The sequence below is a fragment of the Paenibacillus sp. H1-7 genome (assembly GCF_022354825.1).
GTDB lineage: Bacteria > Bacillota > Bacilli > Paenibacillales > NBRC-103111 > Paenibacillus_S.
The window spans coordinates 8050935-8074970 of the sequence record NZ_CP031168.1 but is presented as its reverse complement, the minus strand read 5'-3'; the positions used below and the strand labels follow the sequence as shown (position 1 = coordinate 8074970).

The 24036-nt window shown below is 53.5% G+C and carries 21 protein-coding genes; 15 read left to right on the top strand and 6 right to left on the bottom strand.

Features of this window, described 5'->3' with window-relative positions:
* Nucleotides 1-93 precede the first annotated feature (93 nt).
* Complete coding sequence (locus tag DVH26_RS35615; protein WP_239630318.1) at nt 94-1194, bottom strand: PRK06851 family protein; 1101 nt, start codon at nt 1192-1194, stop codon at nt 94-96.
* A gap of 155 nt (nt 1195-1349) precedes the next feature.
* Complete coding sequence (locus tag DVH26_RS35610) at nt 1350-2135, bottom strand: YheC/YheD family protein (RefSeq protein ID WP_239630317.1); 786 nt, start codon at nt 2133-2135, stop codon at nt 1350-1352.
* A gap of 203 nt (nt 2136-2338) precedes the next feature.
* Between DVH26_RS35610 and DVH26_RS35605 the strand changes: the two genes are divergently transcribed.
* From DVH26_RS35605 to DVH26_RS35560, 10 genes are all read left to right on the top strand, one after another.
* Nucleotides 2339-3568: a phenylacetate--CoA ligase family protein gene (locus DVH26_RS35605; protein ID WP_239630316.1), complete on the top strand. Its 1230-nt coding sequence runs from the start codon at nt 2339-2341 to the stop codon at nt 3566-3568.
* A gap of 36 nt (nt 3569-3604) precedes the next feature.
* Complete coding sequence (gene sbnA, locus DVH26_RS35600; RefSeq protein WP_239630315.1) at nt 3605-4594, top strand: 2,3-diaminopropionate biosynthesis protein SbnA; 990 nt, start codon at nt 3605-3607, stop codon at nt 4592-4594.
* Nucleotides 4591-5571 (top strand): 2,3-diaminopropionate biosynthesis protein SbnB, encoded by a 981-nt coding sequence (locus tag DVH26_RS35595; protein ID WP_239630314.1) that lies wholly within the window; start codon nt 4591-4593, stop codon nt 5569-5571. Before sbnA ends, DVH26_RS35595 begins: the two co-directional genes overlap by 4 nt.
* Nucleotides 5572-5705: 134 nt before the next feature.
* Complete coding sequence (locus DVH26_RS35590; protein WP_239630313.1) at nt 5706-6314, top strand: DUF1349 domain-containing protein; 609 nt, start codon at nt 5706-5708, stop codon at nt 6312-6314.
* A 13-nt stretch (nt 6315-6327) separates the two neighbouring features.
* Complete coding sequence (locus tag DVH26_RS35585; RefSeq protein WP_239630312.1) at nt 6328-7248, top strand: helix-turn-helix transcriptional regulator; 921 nt, start codon at nt 6328-6330, stop codon at nt 7246-7248.
* 101 nt (nt 7249-7349) lie between these two features.
* Complete coding sequence (locus DVH26_RS35580; protein WP_239630311.1) at nt 7350-7892, top strand: DinB family protein; 543 nt, start codon at nt 7350-7352, stop codon at nt 7890-7892.
* A 166-nt stretch (nt 7893-8058) separates the two neighbouring features.
* Nucleotides 8059-8802, top strand: coding sequence for a type I methionyl aminopeptidase (gene map, locus DVH26_RS35575; RefSeq protein WP_239630310.1), 744 nt, complete (start codon nt 8059-8061; stop codon nt 8800-8802).
* A 221-nt stretch (nt 8803-9023) separates the two neighbouring features.
* A complete protein-coding gene (locus tag DVH26_RS35570) occupies nt 9024-10565 on the top strand; it encodes an ATP-binding protein (protein WP_239630309.1) in 1542 nt (513 codons plus the stop codon).
* 136 nt (nt 10566-10701) lie between these two features.
* A complete protein-coding gene (locus DVH26_RS35565) occupies nt 10702-11709 on the top strand; it encodes an AI-2E family transporter (RefSeq protein WP_239630308.1) in 1008 nt (335 codons plus the stop codon).
* 63 nt (nt 11710-11772) lie between these two features.
* Entirely contained in the window at nt 11773-12945 is a 1173-nt protein-coding gene (locus DVH26_RS35560; RefSeq protein WP_239630307.1) for a DUF418 domain-containing protein, read from the top strand.
* Between the two features lie 65 nt (nt 12946-13010).
* Here DVH26_RS35560 and DVH26_RS35555 read toward each other — a convergent pair whose 3' ends face one another.
* Nucleotides 13011-14933 carry a glycoside hydrolase family 55 protein gene (locus DVH26_RS35555; protein ID WP_239630306.1) on the bottom strand — a complete coding sequence of 641 codons (1923 nt, stop codon included), beginning with the start codon at nt 14931-14933 and terminating at the stop codon, nt 13011-13013.
* A 467-nt stretch (nt 14934-15400) separates the two neighbouring features.
* On the opposite strand from DVH26_RS35555, the gene DVH26_RS35550 reads away from it, so the two are divergent.
* From DVH26_RS35550 to DVH26_RS35540, 3 genes are all read left to right on the top strand, one after another.
* Complete coding sequence (locus tag DVH26_RS35550) at nt 15401-16066, top strand: ThuA domain-containing protein (RefSeq protein ID WP_239630305.1); 666 nt, start codon at nt 15401-15403, stop codon at nt 16064-16066.
* A gap of 360 nt (nt 16067-16426) precedes the next feature.
* Entirely contained in the window at nt 16427-16621 is a 195-nt protein-coding gene (locus DVH26_RS35545; protein ID WP_239630304.1) for a PspC domain-containing protein, read from the top strand.
* A gap of 39 nt (nt 16622-16660) precedes the next feature.
* The gene (locus DVH26_RS35540; protein WP_239630303.1) at nt 16661-17311 is read left to right on the top strand and encodes a PspA/IM30 family protein; all 651 of its coding nucleotides are present in this window, start codon (nt 16661-16663) and stop codon (nt 17309-17311) included.
* Nucleotides 17312-17729: 418 nt separating this feature from the next.
* Here the strand turns inward: DVH26_RS35540 and DVH26_RS35535 are convergent, their stop codons facing one another.
* From DVH26_RS35535 to DVH26_RS35525, 3 genes are all read right to left on the bottom strand, one after another.
* Complete coding sequence (locus DVH26_RS35535; RefSeq protein WP_239630302.1) at nt 17730-17906, bottom strand: hypothetical protein; 177 nt, start codon at nt 17904-17906, stop codon at nt 17730-17732.
* Nucleotides 17907-18262: 356 nt separating this feature from the next.
* Nucleotides 18263-19915, bottom strand: a complete 1653-nt coding sequence (locus DVH26_RS35530; protein WP_239630301.1) for a stalk domain-containing protein — start codon at nt 19913-19915, stop codon at nt 18263-18265.
* A gap of 245 nt (nt 19916-20160) precedes the next feature.
* The gene (locus DVH26_RS35525) at nt 20161-21546 is read right to left on the bottom strand and encodes a family 4 glycosyl hydrolase (RefSeq protein WP_239630300.1); all 1386 of its coding nucleotides are present in this window, start codon (nt 21544-21546) and stop codon (nt 20161-20163) included.
* Nucleotides 21547-21796: 250 nt separating this feature from the next.
* On the opposite strand from DVH26_RS35525, the gene DVH26_RS35520 reads away from it, so the two are divergent.
* Together DVH26_RS35520 and DVH26_RS35515 are read left to right on the top strand one after the other, a co-directional pair.
* Nucleotides 21797-22366, top strand: a complete 570-nt coding sequence (locus tag DVH26_RS35520) for an RNA polymerase sigma factor (protein WP_239630299.1) — start codon at nt 21797-21799, stop codon at nt 22364-22366.
* Nucleotides 22347-24011: a DUF4179 domain-containing protein gene (locus DVH26_RS35515; RefSeq protein ID WP_239630298.1), complete on the top strand. Its 1665-nt coding sequence runs from the start codon at nt 22347-22349 to the stop codon at nt 24009-24011. Before DVH26_RS35520 ends, DVH26_RS35515 begins: the two co-directional genes overlap by 20 nt.
* Nucleotides 24012-24036: the final 25 nt, after the last annotated feature.

The window sequence follows — 24036 nt, the reverse complement described above, 5'->3', positions numbered from 1 at the left end:
TAATGGAAAAGAGCTCCAGTCACCGGGAAGCGGTCACAGAGCTCTTTTTTGTTGCGGACATTCAGACCGCGCTATCCAATGGTTTCCGTGCGATTACCCTTCCACCGCGATCAGGCTGGTAATTTCGGCGCGGATTTGCTCCCTTATCCGGTCCACAATGCGAAAATCGATGGCCGAAATATAAATGCGCTCCAATTCGTCGTGCAGCGACTTCGCTTGCGCCAAATACCGCGTCGACTGCTTCATCTGAGCGGAATAACGCTGCTTGATATCGTCCAGGGCATCTGCGTGCGCTTCATCCGTTCCGGGCTTAATACAGCGGACATAGGTGTCAATAATCTCGTCGCCTTCGCGGTCCGGGAAATATTCGTGAGGAGCCGTGCTGTCGAAGATGGCGAAGCCGAGCTCCCGCACAATGACCATGTCCAGGCTGTTAGGGTCAAAGCCGCAGTGGTATATTTCCACATCGAACCCGCGCTCGATGGCGGTCGAAGCGAGCTTCTTCAGCATGGTCGATTTGCCCGATCCGGGACGGCCTTTGATGAAATAACGCCGGGACAGCCCTTCGGTCAAGTTCGGGACGAAATCAACCGCCCCTGCCGGCGTAGCCGCTCCCAGAAAACGGTGATCCACCCGGCTCGCCTTATCCAGCTTGCCGTCGCCGAACAACAGGCTTCTGCATTCGTCGGTCAGCTCATCGGCTGCTTGATAATCCATGTTATCGATATAAAAGGCTTCCCATTCGTCATGAATGCGCAGCGCCTCGGCAAAGCCGGCATAGGCGAATTCGTAAGCCTGGCTTATTTCCCCGTTCAATCGTTCGATGGTAGAGCGGTGAGCACCCAGACGGGCGGAATCCCATGCTTCCCCCAAGTTGACATACTGCTCTACAGCGCCCGGCAGCCGGGGCTCTATCACGTGAGGGGCGGTGCCGTCGACAATGCCTACCTTCAGCTCCGGCACGATGACGCCGTCCAAAGAGCCGTTGTCCGAGGCGCAATGAATCAATTCAATATCATAGCCCCTATTGACCAAATCATCGGCGATGGAACGGATCAAGGTCGATTTGCCGGTGCCCGGTCCCCCTTTTAATATAAAAATCCGATCCAATCCTTGCAGTGAGCTTTCAAAAAGGCTCGTAAAGCCGCGGGCGGTGTTGCCGCCTGCATAATAGTTCCGGGTAGTTCCCTTCATGATCAGACACACCTTTCTGTCTGGGCTAATGTCTAGTGACATAACATATCGTATTACCGATGCGCCCAAAAGGTGCTTGCCCATTTATTGTCAGCTTCGTGCCAATTGCCCTTTAATGACCGCCAAACGGCGGAGAGGTTTTGTTCCCGTACCTGTTAGCGGCCGGATTTGGCTCTGCTGCAGTGCAGACTGTATCTTCTGCCGTTAGCGCGGCCGTAGGCTACAATTTTCCGAATCATCGACTTGTCGCGGAGCTTTGTGAACGGGCAGGGATCTGGACTCGTGTTAACCTCCAATATCCATGGATACAGATTGCGGTCGACAGCAATATCGAGCCCGAGCTCGTGCACGGCCGGATAAGCTCTGCTGAATTGGGTGGCTGTAAGCCTTGCGATCCGATTCATTTTCTTCATCAGCTTGTAGCTTCGGTACGATCCGGCGTGGGGCCTGAGCAGCTTCTGCACGGAGAAGATCGTTCCGCCTTGACTGCCGTTCGTCACCGCCTTGCGTGGATGGGCAACACGACCGGCCGCACCTGTAGGCTCCCATACACCATGGTGGTTTTTCTGAATGACAACCCGGAAGTCGAAGGGGCGCCGGTTGCGTTTCAGCACCCGGATCCCTTTTTGCACCAAATACGATTTGCCTCTGACCCGTTGCTGGAGCGATGAAACCATAGCACGGAAGGAAGAGAAGGTACGCTTCTTCGTGCCGGCCTGGTACTTGTAAGTACCTCCTCGTTTCTCCACCCGCATAACCCCGACTCCGAGCGATCCCCGATTCGGCTTCATATAGACGAGATGATAACGATCCAGCATTTTCCGCAGGCGAGCCTTGCTGTAAGTTCGGGTGGACGGGACATAGCGAGCCAAGCGGTGATCCCGCAAAACGACGCGCGTTTTCTTCAGCTTGCTTGATATGAGAATCCGGTTATTTTTCATTCATGCAACCTCTTTCCTCAGAGCATATGGTCATACTAGCCATACATCATACGAAGCAGGCATTCGTTGCGTGTTAGGTTGTCACCCATAGTTGGCCGACTTGCCCCAAAATGCAGAACGCAAAGGGAGTCAGTCACATATGCTATACAGTCCTATGTAGTACAAGATATAGGCTAACATTGAAGGGAAAGGAAGAAGAGCAGATGAGTTTGCCGGAACGGCTTCAGCTTATCGTGGATCGCATGACCGGACAATTCCCTTGGTATGCGCACAACCTTGCCTCCCAACTAACGAGCAAGGGGCCGCCTTCCGCTTTGGAGCAGCTGCCGCTTGTGAACGCTTCGATGCTGGAAGCTCATTATTATTCGGCCGATAACCGGCTGGCTTTGCGAACTGACCTCTATAAGTATCAAACATCGGGTACAAGCTCTGGGCGCAGGAAAGCGATTTATTACACGGAGCGGGATGAAGAGGAATACGTCCGGATTAAGCTCGATGTATTCCGGGCGGTGCTGGGAAGCGAGGTATACCGGTCGGCGTTGGCCGACATGGGCACAGGACATGCGGAAGCGACAGCGGTGGATGTATTTCGGCGACTGGGCATGGAAGTCGAATCCATATCGTTCCGTTCTCCCATTGAGCAGCATATTGAGAAGCTGTCCGCCTTCAGGCCTGAAGTGCTGTATACGATGCCTTCCATCTTGGACCGCATTCTCCTTGCATCGGAGGATCCGGCGGCTTACGGTATCCGCCGTGTCGTTCTGGTAGGAGAAATCGCCTCCCCGGGCTGGCGTTCTCAAACGGCCAAACGGTTAGGGATCGATGCTCGCGATATTACGGATACGTACGGGTCCATTGAGATAGGGACTATCGCGTATTATTCGCACGAGCATGAGCGTTATTTATTTGCGGAGGGAATCATCGCGGAAGGGGTTAGCGCTGAGTCGATAGGGGACGGGCTGGAGCCCTTGTCGGATCCGGAGGAGCAGGTGCTTGTGCTTACCTCCGAGGTGAGGGAAGCTTTTCCCGCGCTGCGCTATGTTACCTACGACGTCGTTCGCGACCTTCGTCCGATAACGGTAGACGGCCGTCTGCAGCAAAGCTTCCAAAGTATTGTCAAACGAATTGGCCCGGATTTGAAGCATGGGGAAAAAATTAGCATCTACGACATCGAGGACGTCGTCTACCGTCATTTGCAGCAGGCGGCGGTTCGGGTAAAGGTAGCGGGGAATGCGCTGTGCGTCCATGTGCATGGGGATAATGTGCCGGAAGCGGTGCTCGAGAGCATTCGTCATGATGTAGAAAACCGGATTCCCGAAATCGGCATGATGATCCAGGCGGGAATATTGGGCGGAATCCAGGTCATCGGTGAGAGCTTCGACGATGCAGTCCATCGGAGCTCGGTAAAAAATAAGAAAATTAGCTATGAGTAACGGTTTCTCTAAAGCTTGGGAGAGCATGGAGGAGGAATGAAGGTGAAGCTTGAGGGAGGCATCGTCGAGGCCATTGGCAAGACTCCATTAATCAGGCTCCAGCAGTTGTTCAAGGATGCGCCGTTTCAGGTATACGGCAAGCTGGAGTGGATGAATCCGGGCGGCAGCGCCAAAGACAGACCCGCGCTGTATATGCTCAGAGAGGCGGTACGTCGCGGAGAAGTCACTAGCAATACCGTCGTTATTGAATCAAGCTCGGGCAACCTGGCAATCAGTCTCGCCCAATTATGCCGGTATTTGGGCATTCGTTTTATATGTGTCGTCGACCCCCGGACGACGGAGCAGCATAAGCAGATCATTCGCAGCTTTCACGGGGAAATTGATTTAGTAGATCAACCGGACCCCGTAACAGGAGAATTTTTAACGGCACGGATCCGCCGAGTAGGCGAGCTGGTCCGCACCATTCCCAATGCTTACTGGACTAATCAGTACGGCAATCCTGACAATTATTTGGCCCACGCGCGGACGACGATGACCGAGATTGGGGAGCAGCTCGGGCCTATCGATTATTTGTTTTGCGGGGTTAGCTCCTGCGGGACGATACGCGGATGTATGGAATATATCCGGGAGCGCCAGTGGTCCACCAAGATTGTGGCGGTCGATGCGGCAGGCAGTGTTATTTTCGGCGGGGAGAAGGGCCCGCGCAAATTTCCGGGGCTCGGAGCCGGTATGGTGCCGGGGCTATTCATGCCGGATATGGCAGACGAAGTCGTCTATGTGTCCGACAGAGACTGCGTGGAGGGCTGCCGGGATTTGGTCCGGTACGAGTCGATCTTGGCGGGCGCATCGTCTGGCGGCGTAATTGCGGCCATTCGCGGGATGAGTCCTATGCTGCCGGAAGGGGCGGTATGCGCTGCGATATTGGCGGATCGCGGAGAACGATATCTTAGCACGGTATATAACGACGAATGGGTACGACAGGAAATTGGCTTCGACCCGCGTTCATCTCTGGGAGGCGAACTATGATTTACTTGCACGATGGCCATTTGCGCGAGATCGGAACGGATTGGCGGAAGCTGGTCGACGTCATTGAAACGGTAATCCGGATTAAAGAAGAAGGGGACTGCGTTCATCCACTGAAGCCTTATTTGCGTTTTCGCGATCCGATCAACCGGATTATAGCCATGCCTGCTTACGTCGGAGGCTCCGTCGACATGGCGGGAATCAAGTGGATTGCCGGCTTCCCGAACAACTATATCCACGGGCTTCCGCGTGCTCATAATACGATTATTTTGAACGACTCCGCTACCGGTGCACCGCTTGCCTTTTTTCAAAGCGGATTGTTGAACGGCTTGCGGACCGCAGCGGTCAGCGGGGTTATGACCCGCGCCTATATGGCGGCCAGACCGGAGACCGGCATCCGACTCGGCATAATCGGGTGGGGGCCGATCGGACGGCTCCATCTGGAGATGTTCTCCTCCTTATGGCGCGAGCAGCTCGAGCAGGTCATTCTGTACGACATGAAAGGAGTCGACCGGACAGCGATACCGGAAGGGGTCCGATCGATAACGATGGTTGCCGACGACTGGCGTTCGGTGTACCGTCAATCCAACGTCATGGCGACATGCACCGTTGCTGCGGAACGCTATATTGACGAGGCGCCTGCCCCCGGATCGCTGCTATTGAACGTGTCGCTCAGAGACTACAAGCCGGAGTGTGCGGCTAGTCTGCGCGCTATCGTAGTAGACGATTGGCAGGAGATATGCCGGGAGAACACCGATATCGAGCAAATGCATTTGCGCTGCGGCTTGAACGAATCGGATGTAATCACGATTAACGATGTCGTATGCCGCCAGGCGCTGGAACAATACGATCGCGAGGAGACGGTGTTCTTCAACCCGATGGGCTTGTCGGTGTTCGATATCGGCGTCGCTTCTTATTATATGCGCGAAGCGGAGCGGCTTGGAAAAGGAATCCGGCTGGAGACATCCGGCCAAGTATAGAGTTTAAGCATCCCTTCATAGGGATGCTATTTTTTTTGGGCTGTTCGCTCCCGATTGCTGCATTGTTGCCCCTCGAGCTGTCTGCTATAATTTGAAATAGTTTTCCAATCTGTATGGGAAGAGTGGGGATAGCAATGAGCATAGCCAAGCTTACAGGACAAGATATCGGCGAGCCGGAGTTTCAAGGCTCTACCGTTGAGGTGCCGGGCGGCTGCAACGTGGTTGCGGGCGGGAAGGACATATGGGGCAAATCGGATCAATTTCATTATGCATACACCGAGGCCAGCGGCGATTTCGAAGTGACCGTTCGGCTGGAGAGCTTAAGCAGCGCCGACCTGTATACGAAGGCGGGCATTATGGTTCGGGAGTCGCTCGTGGCCGACAGTGCGCATGCGTTCTTTCAAGTATTTCCCGACAACAGCCCCCGCAACAAAAATAACGGAGGCTACGAATTCCAATTCCGCGAAGCAGCCGGAGGCGGCTCCGCTGCCATCTACCCCGACGACTATACGACGGAGCCGCCGGCATTCCCCGTACAGTATCCGCATACATGGCTGAGGCTGCAGCGGTCCGGGGACAGCCTGCAATCGTTTTACAGCGCCGACGGCTCGGAGTGGAAGCCGTATTCGATTTACCGTACGCAGCTCTCCCGTGACGTATTGCTCGGGCTTGCTGTGACGGCACATAGCAAGACGGGCACGGCCGAAGCAGCGTTTCGGGATTTGACCGTCCGATCCATCTAAAAGGGGGAACGGAATGAAATTAGAACGGCTTATTTCCATGATCTACATGCTGTTGAACAACGAAGTGCTGTCGGCCTCGGCTCTGGCTGAGAAATATAACGTATCGCAACGGACGATTTACCGCGATATCGAGGCGATATGCGCCGCCGGCATCCCTGTCGTATCGTATCAGGGCGTCAACGGAGGCTACGGCATCATGGAAGAATACAAGATGGACAAAAGCCTGCTCGGCTCCTACGACGTCGGCTCGCTCATTACGATTTTGCACAGTATGTCCACCGTATTCGAAGACGACCGCGCCATGGAAACGATCAACAAGCTGCAAACGATCCAAAATCACCAGACGCCGAGCCTGTCGATGGACATCGGCAACCGGCGCGCTTATAACGAGATACTGCGTGTACTGCGAACCGCGATTACCGACCGTCGCGTCGTACGGTTCGAATACATCAACGCGAAGAACGAAAGAGCCGGCCGTTCGGTAGAGCCGATCCGGCTCATGTATAAATACAATTCCTGGTACTTGTACGGCTTTTGCCGGGGACGCAAGGACTACCGGGAATTCAGAATATCCCGGATGGCGGAGCTCGTCTCGTCGACCGAGTACTTTGCGGACTATCACCAGGAGTCGGCTCCGAAGGAAGCCAGGCGTTCATGGGAAACCCGCGCAGAGGACATGGACGAAGTCGTCCTCCATTTTTCCTCGGACAGCCTGGCACGGGCGATGGATTTCTTTTTCGATGCGGAGAAGACGTTCCATGAGGACGGCTCGCTCACAATGGGATTGAAAATTTACAGCTCCGCGAAAGCGGATTGGCTGATATCGACCATTCTCAGCTTTGGCGAGGACGCAGATGTGGTACGGCCGCAGGAGCTGAGGACAGCCGTCAAAGCGAAAATAGAAAATATGATGAAACGGTATTCCGAAGTATGACACGCAGCTGTCATACTTTTTTTTGTACACTGAAATCAAGATAAGAGATCAGGGCCGGCAGGCAGCCCATATACAATAAACCGCTAAGGAGAGTGTTCCAAATGACGACGAACGCTGTAAATATGTATATCTATCATGTATGGGCGAACAAGACGATGCTCGCGCATGTAAAGCAGCTTCCGGAGGAAGTTTACGAAATGGAGGTCAAAAGCGTCTTCCCTACCGTCTCGACGGTGATGGCTCATGTATATAATACGGATCGTTTGTGGTTAGACGTGATGAAAGGAAGAAGCATAAGGGAAGCCATGGCCGAGATTGGGCCGGTTAAAAATGAGACGGAGGCCCGAAACATCGAGGAAATGGAACGATTGTACGCAGAGCTGGCGGAGGAGTACAAAGCCTTTTTTCAAGAGCAGCAGGATATGGACCGGACGATCACCCTGGATAACCCTTACGCTTACATCAGAGAAACAAGCTATGCCGAAATCGTCATGCATGTGGTCAGCCACGCCACCTATCATCGCGGCAACATTACGGCCATGCTGCGGCAAATGGGCTACCCGTCCGTGATGACGGACCAGGGCATGTTCTGGTATATGGGGGAAGAGAACAGCCGTCCCCGTCTTGCTGCAGCTATGGGATAGGGCGGAGCAGGGCATGGGGTGCGGTCATAAAGCGCTGCATCCTCTCTCTATGTTCGAAGATTCACGAAGCACCGCTTGACATTTTACTTACCGTACGGTAAGCTAGAAGCAATATGGAAGCTTGTGGAATAAGCTAATATGCAAGCGAATATCGGGAGGGATGCATATGACTATCGGTTCTCAACAGGATGTAGACGGGCTAAAGGACATCGGCCGCATTGTAGCGGTTACGCTGCAGGAGATGAAGCGAAATACCAAAGCGGGAATGACGACGAAGGAGCTGGATGAACTGGGAGGCAGCATTCTTCAAAGCCACGGCGCCTTCTCGGCACCGAAGCGCAACTTTAATTTTCCCGGACATACCTGTATCAGTATCAATCGAGATATCGCGCACGGTATTCCAGGGGATACGGTCATTCAGCCGGGCGATTTGATCAACATCGACGTCTGCGCCGAAAAGAACGGCTATGTCGCCGATACGGGCCACTCGTTCCAGGTCGCTCCTTACAGCGAGGACGTCACGCGGCTGTGCCGGCATACCCACGATACGATGATGAAAGTGATCTCCGCGCTCCGGCATGGAGTGAAGCTGAACGAGGTAGGGAGGATCATCCAGGCCGAGGCGAAGCGCGGAGGGTATGCCGTCATCGAAAACCTGTGCAGCCACGGCGTCGGACGTTCCGTTCACGAAGCACCGCAGATCGCTCCCGTATATAACAAGCAGGATCAGCGGACTTTGAGAGCGGGGCAGGTCATCACCATCGAGCCGTTCCTGACCACCGGCGCCGACTATGTTCTGGAGCAGCCGGACGGGTGGACGCTTCGATTGCCCGATCATAGCCTGGCGGCGCAGCACGAGCACACCATCATTATTACGAGGGGCGCACCTGTCATTTTGACGGTTGCCTGACCGCTGACCGGCAGGAAGCCGATCGGATAGGAACGTTTGCCAGCGGATAAGGGGCGACCCCCAGTGCATACTTCAAAGGACCATCGGTCTTCGGACCGGTGGTCTTCTTTTTTTCCATTTGATAAGAAGTTAAAACAGACCGTGTCGAATATTATTGTTGCACCCCAGGGCAGATGGTATGATACACATATCCCTACCTGAGCTAAGGAGATTTGTTCCCTATGCACAAGCAGCTTAAACGCGCTTTTAATAAAAGGAATTTCTTCTTGTACGTATGTATAGTCTTATTGCCCTTGGCGCTCCTAAGCCCGTTTTATTTAGACTACAAATCGAAGCAAGTACATGCCGAGCTGGAGGCGGAAGCGCGCAGCCATTCCAGCTTTCAGGCGTTGTATATCGAAAGCTTCATAAGCGAGACGATAGGCCGGCTGGAAAGTATGGCGGTCCTTATGAGCGATCAGGGAGACAACCTATCGTTAATTGAACAAGTTTTATATAAAACGCATACCAAAGACGCGAGATTCTCAGGGTTTTACTGGCTGAATACCGAAGGGGACATCATTGTCAGCTCCAATGTGCTGACGGATAAGGTGAACCTGATAGACCGTCCCTACGTCCAGGAAGCGATCCAAACGGGGAAAACCCGTATTTCGGAGGCCCATTTCGGGAGAGTGACCGGAAGATATATTTTTTCCCTCGCTACGCCGGTAAGGAATCATTTCGGGGAGCTGAGCGGTATTCTGATCGGCAGCGTCCAGCTTAACGAGATGGAGAACGTCATTAACGATCTGTCGAACGGGGAATTCGTACAGCTGATTGACGAGAATAACCTGATCCTGGTTCAATCGGAAGACCTGGTACCCGAGGCCAAGTCGGCAGCGTCCTACATGAAGCTGGAAGTCGTTCCATGGAAAGTGAAATCGGTCGTTTCGTTCGATTACGCAGGGCTGGTTATGATCCCTTTCCTGTTTCATTTGCTGACGGCGTTTGTTGTCGCGACGATTTTATTCATGCTGATCCAATCGTACAGGAGCAAGCAGAAGCTGGCGCAGGAGCTGAAGCAGAATGAGGCGGAAAAGCTGAAGCTGATCGGAACGATCGCCGCAAGCACCGCGCATGAGATCCGCAATCCCCTTACAGGGATCAAAGGGTTCATCTCCTTGCTCAGCGCCAAGTATAAGGACAGCAAGGACCAGTATTATTTCTCGTTAATCCAGAATGAGGTCGACCGGATAAATACCATCGTAAGCGAGCTGCTGATCGTTGGCAAACCGACGGTAATCATTGAAGAAACGAACGATTTGAACGAAATCCTCAAAGAAATTATTCCTCTCATCGAATCGGAAGCTCATATGTATAACGTACAATTATCTTTTCAAATGACAGAGGAATCCGTTTGGGTCAAGGTGTCCAAAGACCATTTCAAGCAAATCGTGCTGAATCTTGTCAAAAATGCGCTGGAAGCGATGGATTCGGGAGGTCAGCTGCATTTGGCCTCGGAGGCCGTAGAGGGAACCGCCCTGCTGCTCGTAAGAGATACCGGAAAAGGGATGCCTCCGGAAGTGCTGGATAAAATTTTGACTCCGTTCTTCACTATGAAAAAAAGCGGGACAGGCTTGGGACTTGCCGTGTGCAAACGAATCCTGGACAGCTACGGCGGCAGTATGCGGATAGAAAGTGAAGTAGGCGCCGGAACGCAGATTACGATAGAGGTTCCTCTCGCAGGCAAAAGCGAAGTCACGTTCGGAAGCTCCGTGAGCTAGGTCTAAAGAGCCATCGGCCCGGGAGGGAGGCGGCTCTTCTTTTTGTCGAAAAAGCGGGAATTGCCATGACCATTTTCATTGCTGTAAACTAGGAGGTAGGACAAAATAGCTGACTACTTGAAATGGAGATGAATGGATGGAAACGGTTCGGCGGTTTTTTGCTAATTTAACGGTTCGGCGATTTGCTATTCTTGCCATTATATGTTTATTGCTGTTCAGCATAAGGGACATGCTTAACCTGGTTCTGTTGACCTTCCTGATCGCTTATATTATGAACAGTCTTCAGGAAGCGCTGACCAAGCGAATCAATAAATATATAAAGATTAACAGCAAGGTTATCGTTATTCTGCTCTATTTGATTTTAATTACTACGCTGGTCATTTCGATAGTCAACTATTTGCCCAAGGTGCTCGTTCAGATCAAGCAAATCAAAGATATTCTGGTTGGACTGACCGTGATGCCGGTTCCCCAGGATGAATTTTCCCAATATATTTACCGGACCTTGAAAGACCTCAATCTGCAATCCTACGTCAAGCAGGGCTTTGAATATGTGTTCCGAATCAGCAATTGGGGTACGACCTTCGTGCTCGCCATCATATTGAGTCTTGTCTTTGTTCTCGAAAAAAAGAGAATCGTCGCCTTCACGTCCCGTTTCAAAACGAGCAAGCTTTCCTGGCTGTACGAGGAGCTGGAATATTTCGGAAAAAAGTTCATTCTCTCGTTCGGCAAGGTAATCGAAGCTCAAGTATTAATAGCGATCTGCAATACGGTATTTACCGTGATCGGACTGTGGGTGCTGGGCTTTCCATACTTGTTTGCCCTGTCCATTATGATCTTCTTGCTTAGCCTCATTCCCGTAGTCGGATTTGTCATTTCACTCATTCCATTATGCATCATCGGCTATAATATCGGCGGCTTGGTGATGATCATCTATGTCGTTTCCATGATCGCTATACTGCATGTGTTTGAAGGATATCTTCTCAATCCGAAGCTGATGTCGGCCAAAATGAACCTGCCGATGTTTTATACGTTCATCGTTCTTGTTTTCTCCGAGCATTACCTTGGGGTATGGGGCTTAATTCTCGGGATTCCGATCTTTGTCTTCATGCTGGATATTCTCGATGTAGATACAAGGAGCAAGTAGAGAAAGAAAGCCGATCCGGAGCTGCTTTAGCCGGAAAGCTGGATAGAGAGGGGAGTTGGGTCGATGAATGCATTGCAGCCCGCCGGAGAGCGGATTGTTGCGCTGGATGTCATACGCGGCTTCGCGGTCATGGGCATCTTCATCGTCAATGTTCCTGAAATGATCGGCAGCGGAGGCTCCTTTATCCCGGTTCATTCCGGCTTCGACGCCGTCATTCGTCTGCTGTACGACATGTTGTTTCAGACGAAATTTTATACGATCTTCTCTTTCTTGTTCGGGCTTGGATTTTATTTGTTCATGCAGAGCGCCGAGCGGAAAGGACTGCGCCCGAAGAGGCTGTTTGCCCGCAGGCTGCTGCTTCTGCTGTTGTTCGGAATCGCGCATGCGGTGCTGCTTTGGTTCGGGGACGTGCTGTATACGTATGCCATCATAGGGTTTCTGTTGATGCCGTTTTACAAGCGCACACCCAAAACCGTTCTGATCTGGGCCTTATCCTTGCTCGCACTGTTTACTGTCCTGATTGTCCTCGTGTCGGTGTCCGTCTATCAGAGCAGTCTCTCGGGTGAGATCAGTAAACCTTTGTTCACACAGCTTCCGGATATGGGCGACCGGCTTCGATATTTGCTCGGTGCCGGCATCGCCAATGCGCTGCTGAGGAGCTTCGAGGTGTTGGGGCTGTTTCTGCTCGGGGTGTATGCCGGCAAAAAGGGCTGGTTCGACCGCGACCGGTGGAACCCGGCTGTCGTACGGCGCGTCCAATGGATCGCTCTCGCGGTGTCGGCTGTGCTGTTCATTCCGATGCTCCGGTATTTTGGAGCGTATGACGCTTATTATCCTGAAGCGATGTACCATTTCACGTATTTGAGCGGCAAGACGATGGCTGTCTTCTATGTATGCACATTGCTGAGGCTGCTTCACCGGTACAGCGAAAGCCGCTTCCAAGGCTTGGCTTCCGTCGGTAGAATGGCGTTGACCCATTATTTGACCCAGACGATCGTTACGATGATCGTGCTGCAGTTCGTACGGAGCTACGCGGGACAGATTCCGCTGTGGGCAGGCACCATGTACTGTATCGTCATTTTCGCGGCGCAAATCGCGGTAAGTAAGGTATGGTTCCGCCATTACCGGATGGGGCCGGCAGAGTGGCTCTGGAGGGCGGGAACGTACGGGCGGAAGCCTGCGTTTCGCCGGGTTGCGCCGCCGTATGCAGAGCAGCAGCCGTCGGCGAAGCTGTAGCCATGCGGCAGCAGAGTTAGAAAAAGCACCGTTTCCCACGCAGGGAACGGTGCTTTTTAGCGTGCTCAGTATTGCTGCGGATCGGCAATTTGCCGCAACGCTTGCTCGCCGAGACGCTCTGCGAGCTGCTGCAGGTACAGGCTGCGCGGCTTGACGTGCTGTCCGTAGCGATCCCAGAAGCCGTCCTGGCGAGGGCGCATATCGTGCTTGTTCGGCAGGAACGGAGGCGTCTGCGGGCCGACGTGTCCGACCGAAACATTTTGCGCTGTGGGAGGCTGCTGCAGCGTCAGATCGCCTTCGGTGTTCCAGGCGACGTAGTTGGCACCCGCCCAGCCGTGTCCGCTGCCCATCCAGCCTCTGTCGCGAATGTAGATCACCGCCTTGACGTTATCGTACAAGCCTCCGACAGACCAGCGGTGATGCGGCTCGCTCGCATTGAAATCGATCCGCGATTCGCTGTCTAGGAACACGTTCGGACCACACACATGCGAGTCGAATACGAAGGCGTGACGGGCGGTTTCCGTATCGCAGCGCTGCACGAGATTCAGCTGGCCTGTCACATGGAACGAGTACCTCCGGCCTCCGGTGATGATGCTGACCATGTCGCGGACGGTACAGTCCTGGACGGTCACCCATTTCGCGTAGCGGTCGATGGTGACGAGCGAGTGTTCCAGGTGATACCCGGTCACATCGCGGACCCAAGCGTTCTGAACGTAGTTCAGTACGACAAAGTTGACGGCGTGCGTTTCATCAGCATAATAAGGCTCCGTAAAATCCGCTTTGCCATCCACCTGCGAGTCCTTAATATCCGGATTAAATTCCGAATCGACGCGCAGGTTCTCGATGCCTACCTGCTCAATGCGGTCCGGCGCTTCGTATTTGACGAGAGTGCCGCCTCCCCAGCGGTGCTCTACCGAGTTAACTAGCGGAGCGTCTACTGTGACCCGGTTCCCTTCAACACAGGTAACGACGCGGTCGAAGGCGAGATCGAACGGGCCCCACTGCTTCGTACCCCCGGCATTAGGACGAGGGGTGATCGTATCCATATCGATCGCGGAAATCCAGCTTGCGTTCCCGTGCCGGATTACGGATACCGTATCGCCTATCGAATAACAGCCGGCATCGGCGACGTGGAACGTCCTTGCTCCGACTGGAACGTACAAGTCGGTGATCGGCGTCGCGGTCTCCTGCAGCGGGCGTGGGGCGCCGCCTCCCGTCACCTGCAGCAGGTCGCGCTTGGTTGCGCCTGTGGCGAGCAGGACCGTTCCGTCCTCGCCTTGGCCTTCGCCGCGCAGCACGACCCCGCTGTCGCGGATGAACAACGTACCGGCGATACGGTACGTTCCTCGCTTCAGCAGCAGCGCGCCGCGCAGCCCGTCGCGGCCGATCGGCAGGGCGGCCACTTCGTCGATAGCGCGCTGGATGCGCTCGGTGTCATCGCCCTCTTCAGGCGAGGGCGCGATGTCGAGGCGGACCGGCGCCTCCGGCAGACGGACGCCGCCGCCCATATAGCCGCAATTGGAGAAATCGGCAATGCGGTTGCCTTTGAAGTCGGGAACGTACGACAGGTTCCCGCTCTCGTTCATATAGGCCAGCCGGCTTTGGTCCGGGGCCAGACTCTCTTCGCTCATGACGGCGAACATGAAGCTGTCGTAAGCAGGCGCCCGGCCGGCGGCGTCCAGCTGCACACGGATCTCGTAGAGGCCGTGTTCCCGGACAGCGCCTTCGAGCGGCAGCAGGCGATCTTGGCCTTCAGCGACGGCTATTTCAGGCAGCCGGGCAATGATACGCTCTGCCGGAGCGTGCACAAGCTCCACCGTGACGCTTATGGCAGCGGCGGCACGAACGCGCAGTGCCGGCAGAGCGTCTCCGGGCCGAAGCACGGCCGGTTGGCCGATCGATTGAATTAATGCGGCATGCTCCAATGTCAGCTCCGCTAAGGGAGCATACTCGGCCGCTTGTACAGCAGGACGGGCTTCTTTACTCATGGGGTCACTTCCCTTTCTTTTTATGAAACGTGTCGGATAGCAGGAGAGAGCCGCAGCGTCATGAGACGCTTTCGCTTTGGACGATGATTAGGTCTCGGATCTGGGTGAAAAGTCTGGGCCCGTTCGGCACTCGTGGGACGATCTTACACCAACCGGGCGAATTGCTCAATAGGCTAATTTATTGTCCTATGTGCTCTTTTACTATCCACAATGTTATTCACAATCTCCACAGACTCCGGGACCAGAGTGTGCATAAGTTTGCCTGTCACTATCAACATATCCACAAAAATAGATATCCACAGCGTAGGACACCTTGAGGCCGTTGTGGTGACTCCAGAAAAGAACGTACAAGGCCAAGGGCTGGTTCTCAAAGGAAAATGGCGGTGATTTGCGGAATACATAGGTGTGATGATGTTTGCCGGATGGGACCGGCCGGATTGCAGAAATATTCAATTAGGAGGGTAACCATGACATTATCGAACGTTGAGGCAATAAGAGCTGTAGTATTGGGAGACGAGGAGAGGATGAAGTACCATCCTTTGAGCAGGGTGCAGAAAGACCTGGAGACGATGCTCTCCGGTCCGTTGAACGTTTCGTTCACCGAAGATTATGATGTGCTTCTGGCCGAACGGAGTCGCGACTATGAGCTGCTCGTCGCCTATACGGACCGATGGGATGCGGCGGTAACGGAGGAACAGGCGGAAGGGCTGATTTCGTTCGTACGGAACGGCGGAGGCTTGGTCGTGCTCCATACCGGCGTCTCGCTAAGCATTTACGACAAGCTGCATGAGCTGATCGGCGCGCGTTTTATCGGCCACCCGCCTTATCAAAAGCTCTCCTTCCAGCGGGTAGAAGAGGGTAACGCCGTTCTCCACCCCATTGTACGGGAGCTGGAGCCGTTCGAGTCGGAGGACGAGCCTTATCGATACGCAATGCTGGAGAGTACGGAGAAGCAGGTGATTGTGGAATACCGGCAGGACGGAGTCGCTTATCCCGCGGCATGGGTCCGTCATGAGGGCCGCGGCCGAATCGTATCGCTCATGCCCGGACATAATGCAAATTCCTTGCAGCATCCCGAGGTTCGCAAGCTCATTTTGTCGGCATGCCTATGGGCAGCCGGACGGCTTGATTAATTTTTGTAAAACCGATTCCTGCATGAACGGCATTTCGTTTGAACAGAACATTTTTTGAAGTCCCTTTCTGCAAAGAAGGGGCTTTTTTGCGTTCGGCTGGGCTTCATGCGGACAATAATGGACGTTTAAATGCAGATTCGGACCGGGTCGCAGGACGCCGTTTTGGCATCCGCTGCCCAACATCCCGCCCAAGGTCAGAACGGTCCCCCGTCTAAAGGCTAGGCTCAAATACCGTCGCCGGTCCGTTTTGCAGGGCGCTCCCGCATACTACAATAAGGACATAAGCAAGCGACATAAGAAACAGCCTCACGAAAAAGTTAACAACGAATGATGATAATAGATGAAAAGGAGAAGATTCATATGAAAAAATTGTACCGTTCCTCGACGAACAGCCGGTTGACCGGATTATGCGGAGGCTTGGCCGAATATTTGGGCATCAGCGCCACACTGGTCCGCATCCTGATGGTTATCGCAGCGTTTTGCAGCTTCGGGACTACCGTACTGCTGTATTTCATCGCCAGCCTGCTGACGGAAAAACGCTACTACGTTCTATAATTTCATTTTAATAGCCAAATTATGAGGAGGATAAAAACTATGGGAGTATTGAAACGATTGTTCGACATATCGAAAGCGGCGGCGAATGAGGCGCTGGACAAGCTGGAAAAGCCGGTCATGATGATGAATCACTATTTGCGGAGCATGGAGGAAGAAATCCACTCTGTGGAGCAGGCGCTTATTAGAGAAGCGGCCGCAGAACGGAGATTGGAGCAGCAAATCGCCGAGTGCAACCGTCTTGCGGAGCAAAGCGAGCATAAAGCGGCTCAAGCCGTACAGGACGACCGTTCGGTCGAAGCGCGTCAAGCGTTGGAAGCGAAGCTGACCTATTTGGAAAAAGCTTCGGAATACACACAAGCCTACGAGCAGTCCAGGCAGCGTTCGGGCGAGCTGGCCCAGCAGCTGAACAAGGCGAAGGCGGAGTACGAAGCGATGCAGGCGAAGCGCGAGGAGCTGGCCGCCCGTGCGCGGAAGACGGAGGCAAAGGCCGCTGCATCAATGCCGAGCCTCAGCTCGGGTGTAGATACGGGCTCCGCATCGCGCGGCTTCCAGCGTATTGAGGCGACGATTTTGCAGAAGGAAGCGCAAATCGAAATCGCCGAATCAATGAAAGCGGCGGCTGCAGCCTCCCGCAACGCGCTGATCGAGGAGCAGCTGAACCGGCTGAAAACGTCGGCTCCGCAGCAGTAAAAAAGAAACTCAGAGTCTCGGACCGGATCCGGACTTTGAGTTTTTTTCCTTTATCCACAAGTTTATGCACAGTGTTCACAGCCCATAAGAGCGGATTATGTATAAGCAGCGCTTCTTTTGTCAACATATCCACAGAGATAATTATCCACAGCATGTCCTATGATCTGCGACCCATATCCGTTGGATTTGATCGTGCCTTCGACGTCCCTTCCCCTGCTGTTTTTCGGCGTTTTCTCCTGAGTCTGAAGATTTCCTCCCGCACGGCTGTTTGCCGATTGAACCTGTACTTCAGCTATACTACAATGGAAGATAAGTGATAATTGTTCTCAGTTCAATGCAAAACCGGATAAACCGGCACAGCGCCCAATTTACCCGGCTTATTTTTCAGCAGCAGGCGGATCGTTGGTTTAGCGAAGCATTAGTGCGAGCCTGGACGAATTCGGATAATGCCCAATTCATTGGCGTTGATGGCAAAGGCGTTGCCGCCTTGGTTCACAGAGGCGTTGGCGCTCTGCCTAGACTTGAACTTGGTTCGGCTTTTATCGATTTCCGCATTCGCGTTATTGATGGATTTTTGTCGTTTTCTTTTGCCCATAGCTGCTCACCTCCCCGGTGAAGGTACTATCAGGATATGCCCGGATTCTAGCATTTGCAGCGGCGAATATATTGGCCAAGGAGATAAAAGAGTACCCAATAACTGCAGGAGATAGTATAATGGCAGCAAATAACAGTAACGGGCTCGGACGTCATTTGGTTAGTACGGGCTCTATCGGGACGAACAAACGAAAAACTCCGTCCGCAGCAAGTCGCTGCAGGCGGAGTTTTTTTTACCACAATAGAATTTATAAGATTCCGAGGTCATCGGATGTAAAAATTCTATTTGGCGATAAAAACAACCTCTTAACGCGGTCGCTCCTCTGTGAAAGGACGTCGATAGACGTTTTTCTCACATCAATAAGTTATTTTCACCGTGCGGGTCGCATCGATATAGTCGACTTTGGCGCCTAGCACCTCGGCCAGCAAGCGGACGGGAACCATCGTGTTTTCTCCGATCAGCCGGGCAGGCGTGCCGGTCTGCTTCAGCTGGCCGTTGATTTCGTACTCGCTCTTGTCCGTGTACAGAGTCACCGTCAGGTTGTCCTTCGTATAAATCGCGGCGCGCTTCGTTTTGTCCCAATCGACCTCGGCTCCCAGAGCGGCGGCAAGATCGCGGATATACAAGTACGAGAAGCCCTCGTCTATCGCAGGCTTCCGCTTCATAGGGAAGCTCGCGCCATCGACGCGATAGATGCTGTCGTCCAAGCCGAAGGTAGCCGTATGCTGGAATGGTACGGGCGTCAGCGCGGAGCTCTTGTATGCTGCCGCATTGTCGTGCAGCTTCATTCTGCCCAGTCCCGGCGTAGGCTCCGTTGTGAAGTTCCACTCTTTCGACTCGGTCGATGTCGTTCCATTAGCATGGGTGACCTGCAAGCTCAGCTTCACGTTGTAGGTCGTATTCGGCTTCAATGGCTTGCTCGGCATAATAATAAAAGCATTCGTCAGCCTGTCGTCGTTATCCGGCGTATTAACGAACGTATCAACCTTCTGCTTGCTGCCGTCCGTCACCTCGGCGCTGGCCAGCTTCACCTTATCTGTATCGGAGCCGTAATATTGGGCCATAATCGGATAGCCTACCGGATACACCGAACCGGAATGAATGCGGAGCGGGTCCGGGTCTTCGTTGCCTTCGAACGTAGTAGGCACATAGCGGTCACCGGCTGCCGGAGAAACGACGAGCTGGTTGACCGGTGTGGTCGCATAGCCGAATTCGATGATGGTATAGTCTCCGACTCTGCCTAAGCCGACCTCTGTCACATTAGGATCGAGGAACGGAGTCCGGTGATAAGGGGCGTCGAACAGCAGATCGATGGCCTCCTTTATCGGGCCGGTAACGTACGCGGCATCTTCTCCCACTTTAGCTGTATAACCAAAGTAGGCGGCGCGCTCCAGAGGGGTTTTGCCAATGAATTGCGGTTTCCCTGGAGTTTGAAGGTGGAGGCTCTCCTGGCTTCCTTTGCTTTGCTTGACTTCGTTGGCATCCAAATATTTCGCGTGTGCCGTAGCGCTGGCATTCAGCTGATCGTTCATTTTGACAGAAGGAAGCCCGTACAGCACCCTGAAATCGTTCAATGCGGCGAACGCCTCCAGCTGTGCCGAGTCCGCAGAGGCGAATTGCTTTTGGGCATCCTTCGCCACGGTGAAGGACCATGATTTTTCTATCGGCTCGTAGCCCTTGTACGTAATCAGCATGCGTACCGTGTGTTCCCCGGGCTGCAAATCGGTATCCGGCGTATACTTGAACGTTCCGTTGGCTGCATCATACACGGCGCTGACGTTCTTATTGTTTAAAGACATCGTATAGGTTGACGGCGCTTGAGTCATATCCGTCTGGAAATAGAATACGATGGTCGGTCTGGTCACGCCAACCGTATCCGTCGGAGCTCCTTGGAAACCGTACTTGAACGCCAAGGCGTGGGGCGCCGGCAGCACAAGGCTCGTACACCACAAGAGCACGGCCATCATGATCAGTGCGGTATATTTGGTCATTCTTTGAACTGCGTACATTGCGTATCCTCCTTCGGCTTCTGTTTCTTTCCTTCGCATGCATCTTGTGCCGTCTATCAACCATTCGGCAGCGAAGGGTGAATCCCTTTGATAAAATGTTTCCATCCCCTACTCTATTAACGCAAAACAGGCGTATTTGTTCCGATCTTCACAAATCGTTCGCTAAATCCTTGGGAAATAGAAAGCAGGCATCCTTATCGCCATCGTTTCGGCTACAAGAATGCCCGCATGCAATAGTTGTGAGATTACAGCCTCCAGCCCGGAAGATAGTTCTTCGTGTTGGTGAGCATGTTGTGGAACAGCTCCTCGGCTCTGTCACGGTCGATTCGGACGAGCGGATCGTTCACGAAGGCGAGGAACGCCAAATGCTTGTCTTTGCTCAGCGCCGCCTTCAGCGTCGTTTCCTGGTTCAAAATGTGGTGCAGCACCAGATTGTTCACCTCGACCGGCAGCTCACCGGCGATAACCGGACGCAGGCTGTCGGAGGAGAATACGGCGTTCGTCTCGACTACTGCGCCCATAGGAACGCCTTTCATCTGTCCGGTGTTCGGCAGGTTGACGTTCGTTACGAATTCCTCAATGCCGATGAGCCCTTTGAGCTGACGCACTTCCTCTTCGCCGGAATGCTTCAGCGGGAGCTTCTCTTCGCCGGAAATCAGCTTGTTGTACCATTGCTCGGTCTCCACATGCTTGTCCATCCGGCTCTGCACCGTCGTAATGCTGAATTTCCATTTGCGTATCGTGTCCTGGTCTTTCAAATACCATGGCGGCATGAACTCGGCCAAATGGCGGTCTCCTGCAGCCGCGATTAATCCGTACCGTTTGAACAAATCGAATTTGATCCGGTTGGCGGCGGTGTACGTGTTCGTTACCCACGCATCCTTCTTGTTCTCATAGCCTTCTTCATAATATTTCTCTACAAATTGGCGGTACAGCGGGAACAGGTTCGTTCCTTGGTAGGTGGCATGATCAAGCCATGTAAAATGGTTGATCCCGAGGACGTTCACTTTAATCTCGCTGCGGTGCACGCCTTCGATGCCCTCCAAGTCACCTAGCATCCGGGCAAGCAAGCCCTGCGTGCCGAATACTTCATGGCAGCAGCCGAACGCCTTGATCTTAGGAAATACCTCGTACAATGTTCTCGTACATAAGGTCATCGGGTTCGTATAGTTGAACACCCATGCATCGGGAGCATAGCGCTCGATGGCTTGGGCGAATTCCACGTACATCGGAATCGTGCGCAGCGCCCGTACCAAGCCGCCGGGACCTACCGTATCTCCAACCGATTGATAAACGCCGTATTTCTCCGGCTCGTGGACGTCCGAGTACATTTCGTTGAAGGTGCCCGGAAGAATGGAAATAAAGACAAAGTCGGCACCGGTGAGCGCTTCCTTTATTGTTTCATAAGCCTTGTAAGTCCATTTGGACTTGGCTTCGGCATAGTCGGATACCGAGTTGCCCAGCTTCTCGTTGCTTTTGGCTTTGGCGTAGTTCAGGTCATAGAGCCGAACCGTCCCGGACAGCTGGTCGTCCAGCGCCAGATCCGCGATCAGATTTTTGGCCCAATACATCGAGCCGCCGCCGATATAGGCGATCTGGACGTCTTTTACTTTTCCGTTGTCGAATTTCATAATACCCTCCATCCAATCTATGTGAAAGCTGAAATTCCCGTTTCTTGACTTAATCATAAACAGGTACAAGCACAAATGGGATTGATTAATTTACGATCGATTTGTCTTTATTTACGATTTACTTGTCTATTTTTCAGCCGATATTGCGGTGAAAAAATTCCCAAGCTTGTAACGTTATAGGTATACTGAACGTTTAAGCTGGTGTGCACACAAAGCGGAAGAGAAGAGGCGAAAGAGAAGGAGATTATCCATGGAGGAAGACTTGATCCTGATTGAGCATGCTCTGCAAGGCGACGATCAGGCATACGCCCGGTTGGTCGATAAATATAAAAATAAGCTGTACACCTTTATATTGGGAATGATGGGACAGCCGGAGGACGCGCAGGATGTGGCGCAGGAGGTATTTATCAAAGCGTACTTCCATCTGCGCAATTACACGGGCGCGAGCAAGTTCTGGACATGGCTGTACCGGATTGCCTACAACCAATGTATGGACGAGTTTCGGCGCCGCAAACGGAGAGGGCACAGTGTCGACGTAGAAGACATCACCATCCGTGACGAGAATACGCCGGAGTCGATATTGATGGAAAAAGAAAAGCTGAAGAGGATGCATGAGACGATTCTTGCTTTGCCCGAAATGTACCGGACAGTTGTCCTGCTGAAGCATACGCAGGAGCTCAGCTGCCAGCAAATCGGCGAAATTTTGGAAATCCCCGAAAATACGGTCCGCGTCCGGCTTCATCGCGCGCGGATCAAGCTGCGAGAGAGTATGGCTGTCAACGAGGAAAGGGGGAATGAGTATGAACTGCTTGACCTTTGATCAAATGATGCGTTATCTCGATGAAGAACTGACAACGGAGGAAGCTGCGCAAATAGAGGAGCATCTCTTAGGCTGTCCCGCTTGCCGTACCGAGCTGGATCGGTACCGGGGCGATTTCATGCTGCTCGATCAAATAGGGGAAGCAGGCGTTATTGCGCCTCCTTTGAACGAATCGTTCACCTTGAATGTGATGGCGGGCATTTCCGCCAGAGTCCGTGAGGCGGAGAAGCCGGTCCGCAATGCGGCTTGGAGAGCGAGCCGGTGGCAGAAGGCGGCGATTGCTGCAGCTTGTCTGGCTATTGCAATTGCGCTTGGAGCCTATGTGTCCCCGACGTTCGCGGACGGGCTCAAATCGCTGTTCCAGTGGGTGCAGAGGGACGCCGGGGCCAAGCAGGCGGCCAAGACCGGTTTCGCGGCGCCGGTATATCTCACGGCCGAAGATCAGGGGATTGCCGTGACGGTAAAAGAAGTGCTGGCCGATCCGTTCCGGATCTCGGTCATGTACGGAGTGCAAAGAGACGGCCGGACGATCCCCGCGGAGTCTATCGAGGACGGGTTCCTTGCGCCGAAGGGCGAGCGTAATGAGGTAGAGGTGACGGATATGTCCGGCAACAAGATACCGTTCGATTTTAAAACCTCGCGTACCGGGGCGGATTCGTTTTTCGAGCTGTTTTTGCTGGACCCTCTGCAGGACGGACAGTTCCGCAGCCTGAGCGAAATTCCGGATCAGGTCGTATTCCATATGACTCTGCTGAAAATTGACGAAACGAAGGGAAGCTGGAGCCTGAGTGTGCCCATCGACTTGAGGAAGGCGAAGAGCGTATCCCGATCCGTCGCTATTAACCGGTCATATACGACACCGGAGGGCGTTGCCATTGATGTGAAGCAGCTTCGTCTCGGACCTAGCGCAGCGGAGCTGTATATGGACATTACCGAGACGGAGGCATGGAGTCGGCGAACGGCGGAGCGGTTCCCGGCGAAGAGGGATATGAGGGCCAAATATCACCAGCTGTACTACCGGATCAAGAACGACCGGGGGCAGGTGGTCGCCGCATGGGATGGGCCGAGTCTGAAAATGCTCCGATTGGACGGTGTAAACAATTATGAGAAAGGCATTCAGATAGGAGCCAATTCGATGTACCGGCATGTGTTTCTCCCGTTCACCGACAGCAAGAGGCTGACGCTGGAGCTGAAAGGGCTGTACACGAAGGAGCCCGCGAACGTTTCGATAAGCGTTGAGCCGCAGCGGCTGTTACAGGGTCCCGTCAGCACAGCATATGAAGGCAAGACGATCGCTGTCAACCGTGTACGGATCAAGTCGGATCCGTCCGCCGAAATCATTCCGCTCGCCAACACTACGGCGACTATCGAGGGGCCGGGCGTGTTCATCGAGCTCGAGAGCCGGCTCGGGCCGGACGTCATCAACTTCGGACCGTGGAGGGTGGTGGACGGCGGCGGGCACGAGCTGCAATCGGACGACTACGTTCATTTGCAAAAGGATGAGCAAGGAAACTACCATTCCCGCACATGGATATTTGTTCGTGGGCTTCAGAGTATCCCGGAGCGGCTCGAGCTGTCATGCGATACGCTGGAGCAGCGGATTCCGCTGCATTGGGAGGTTCCGATTGATTTGAACGCCCGGTAGGCTCCTCTATTTTTGGTATCTTCCG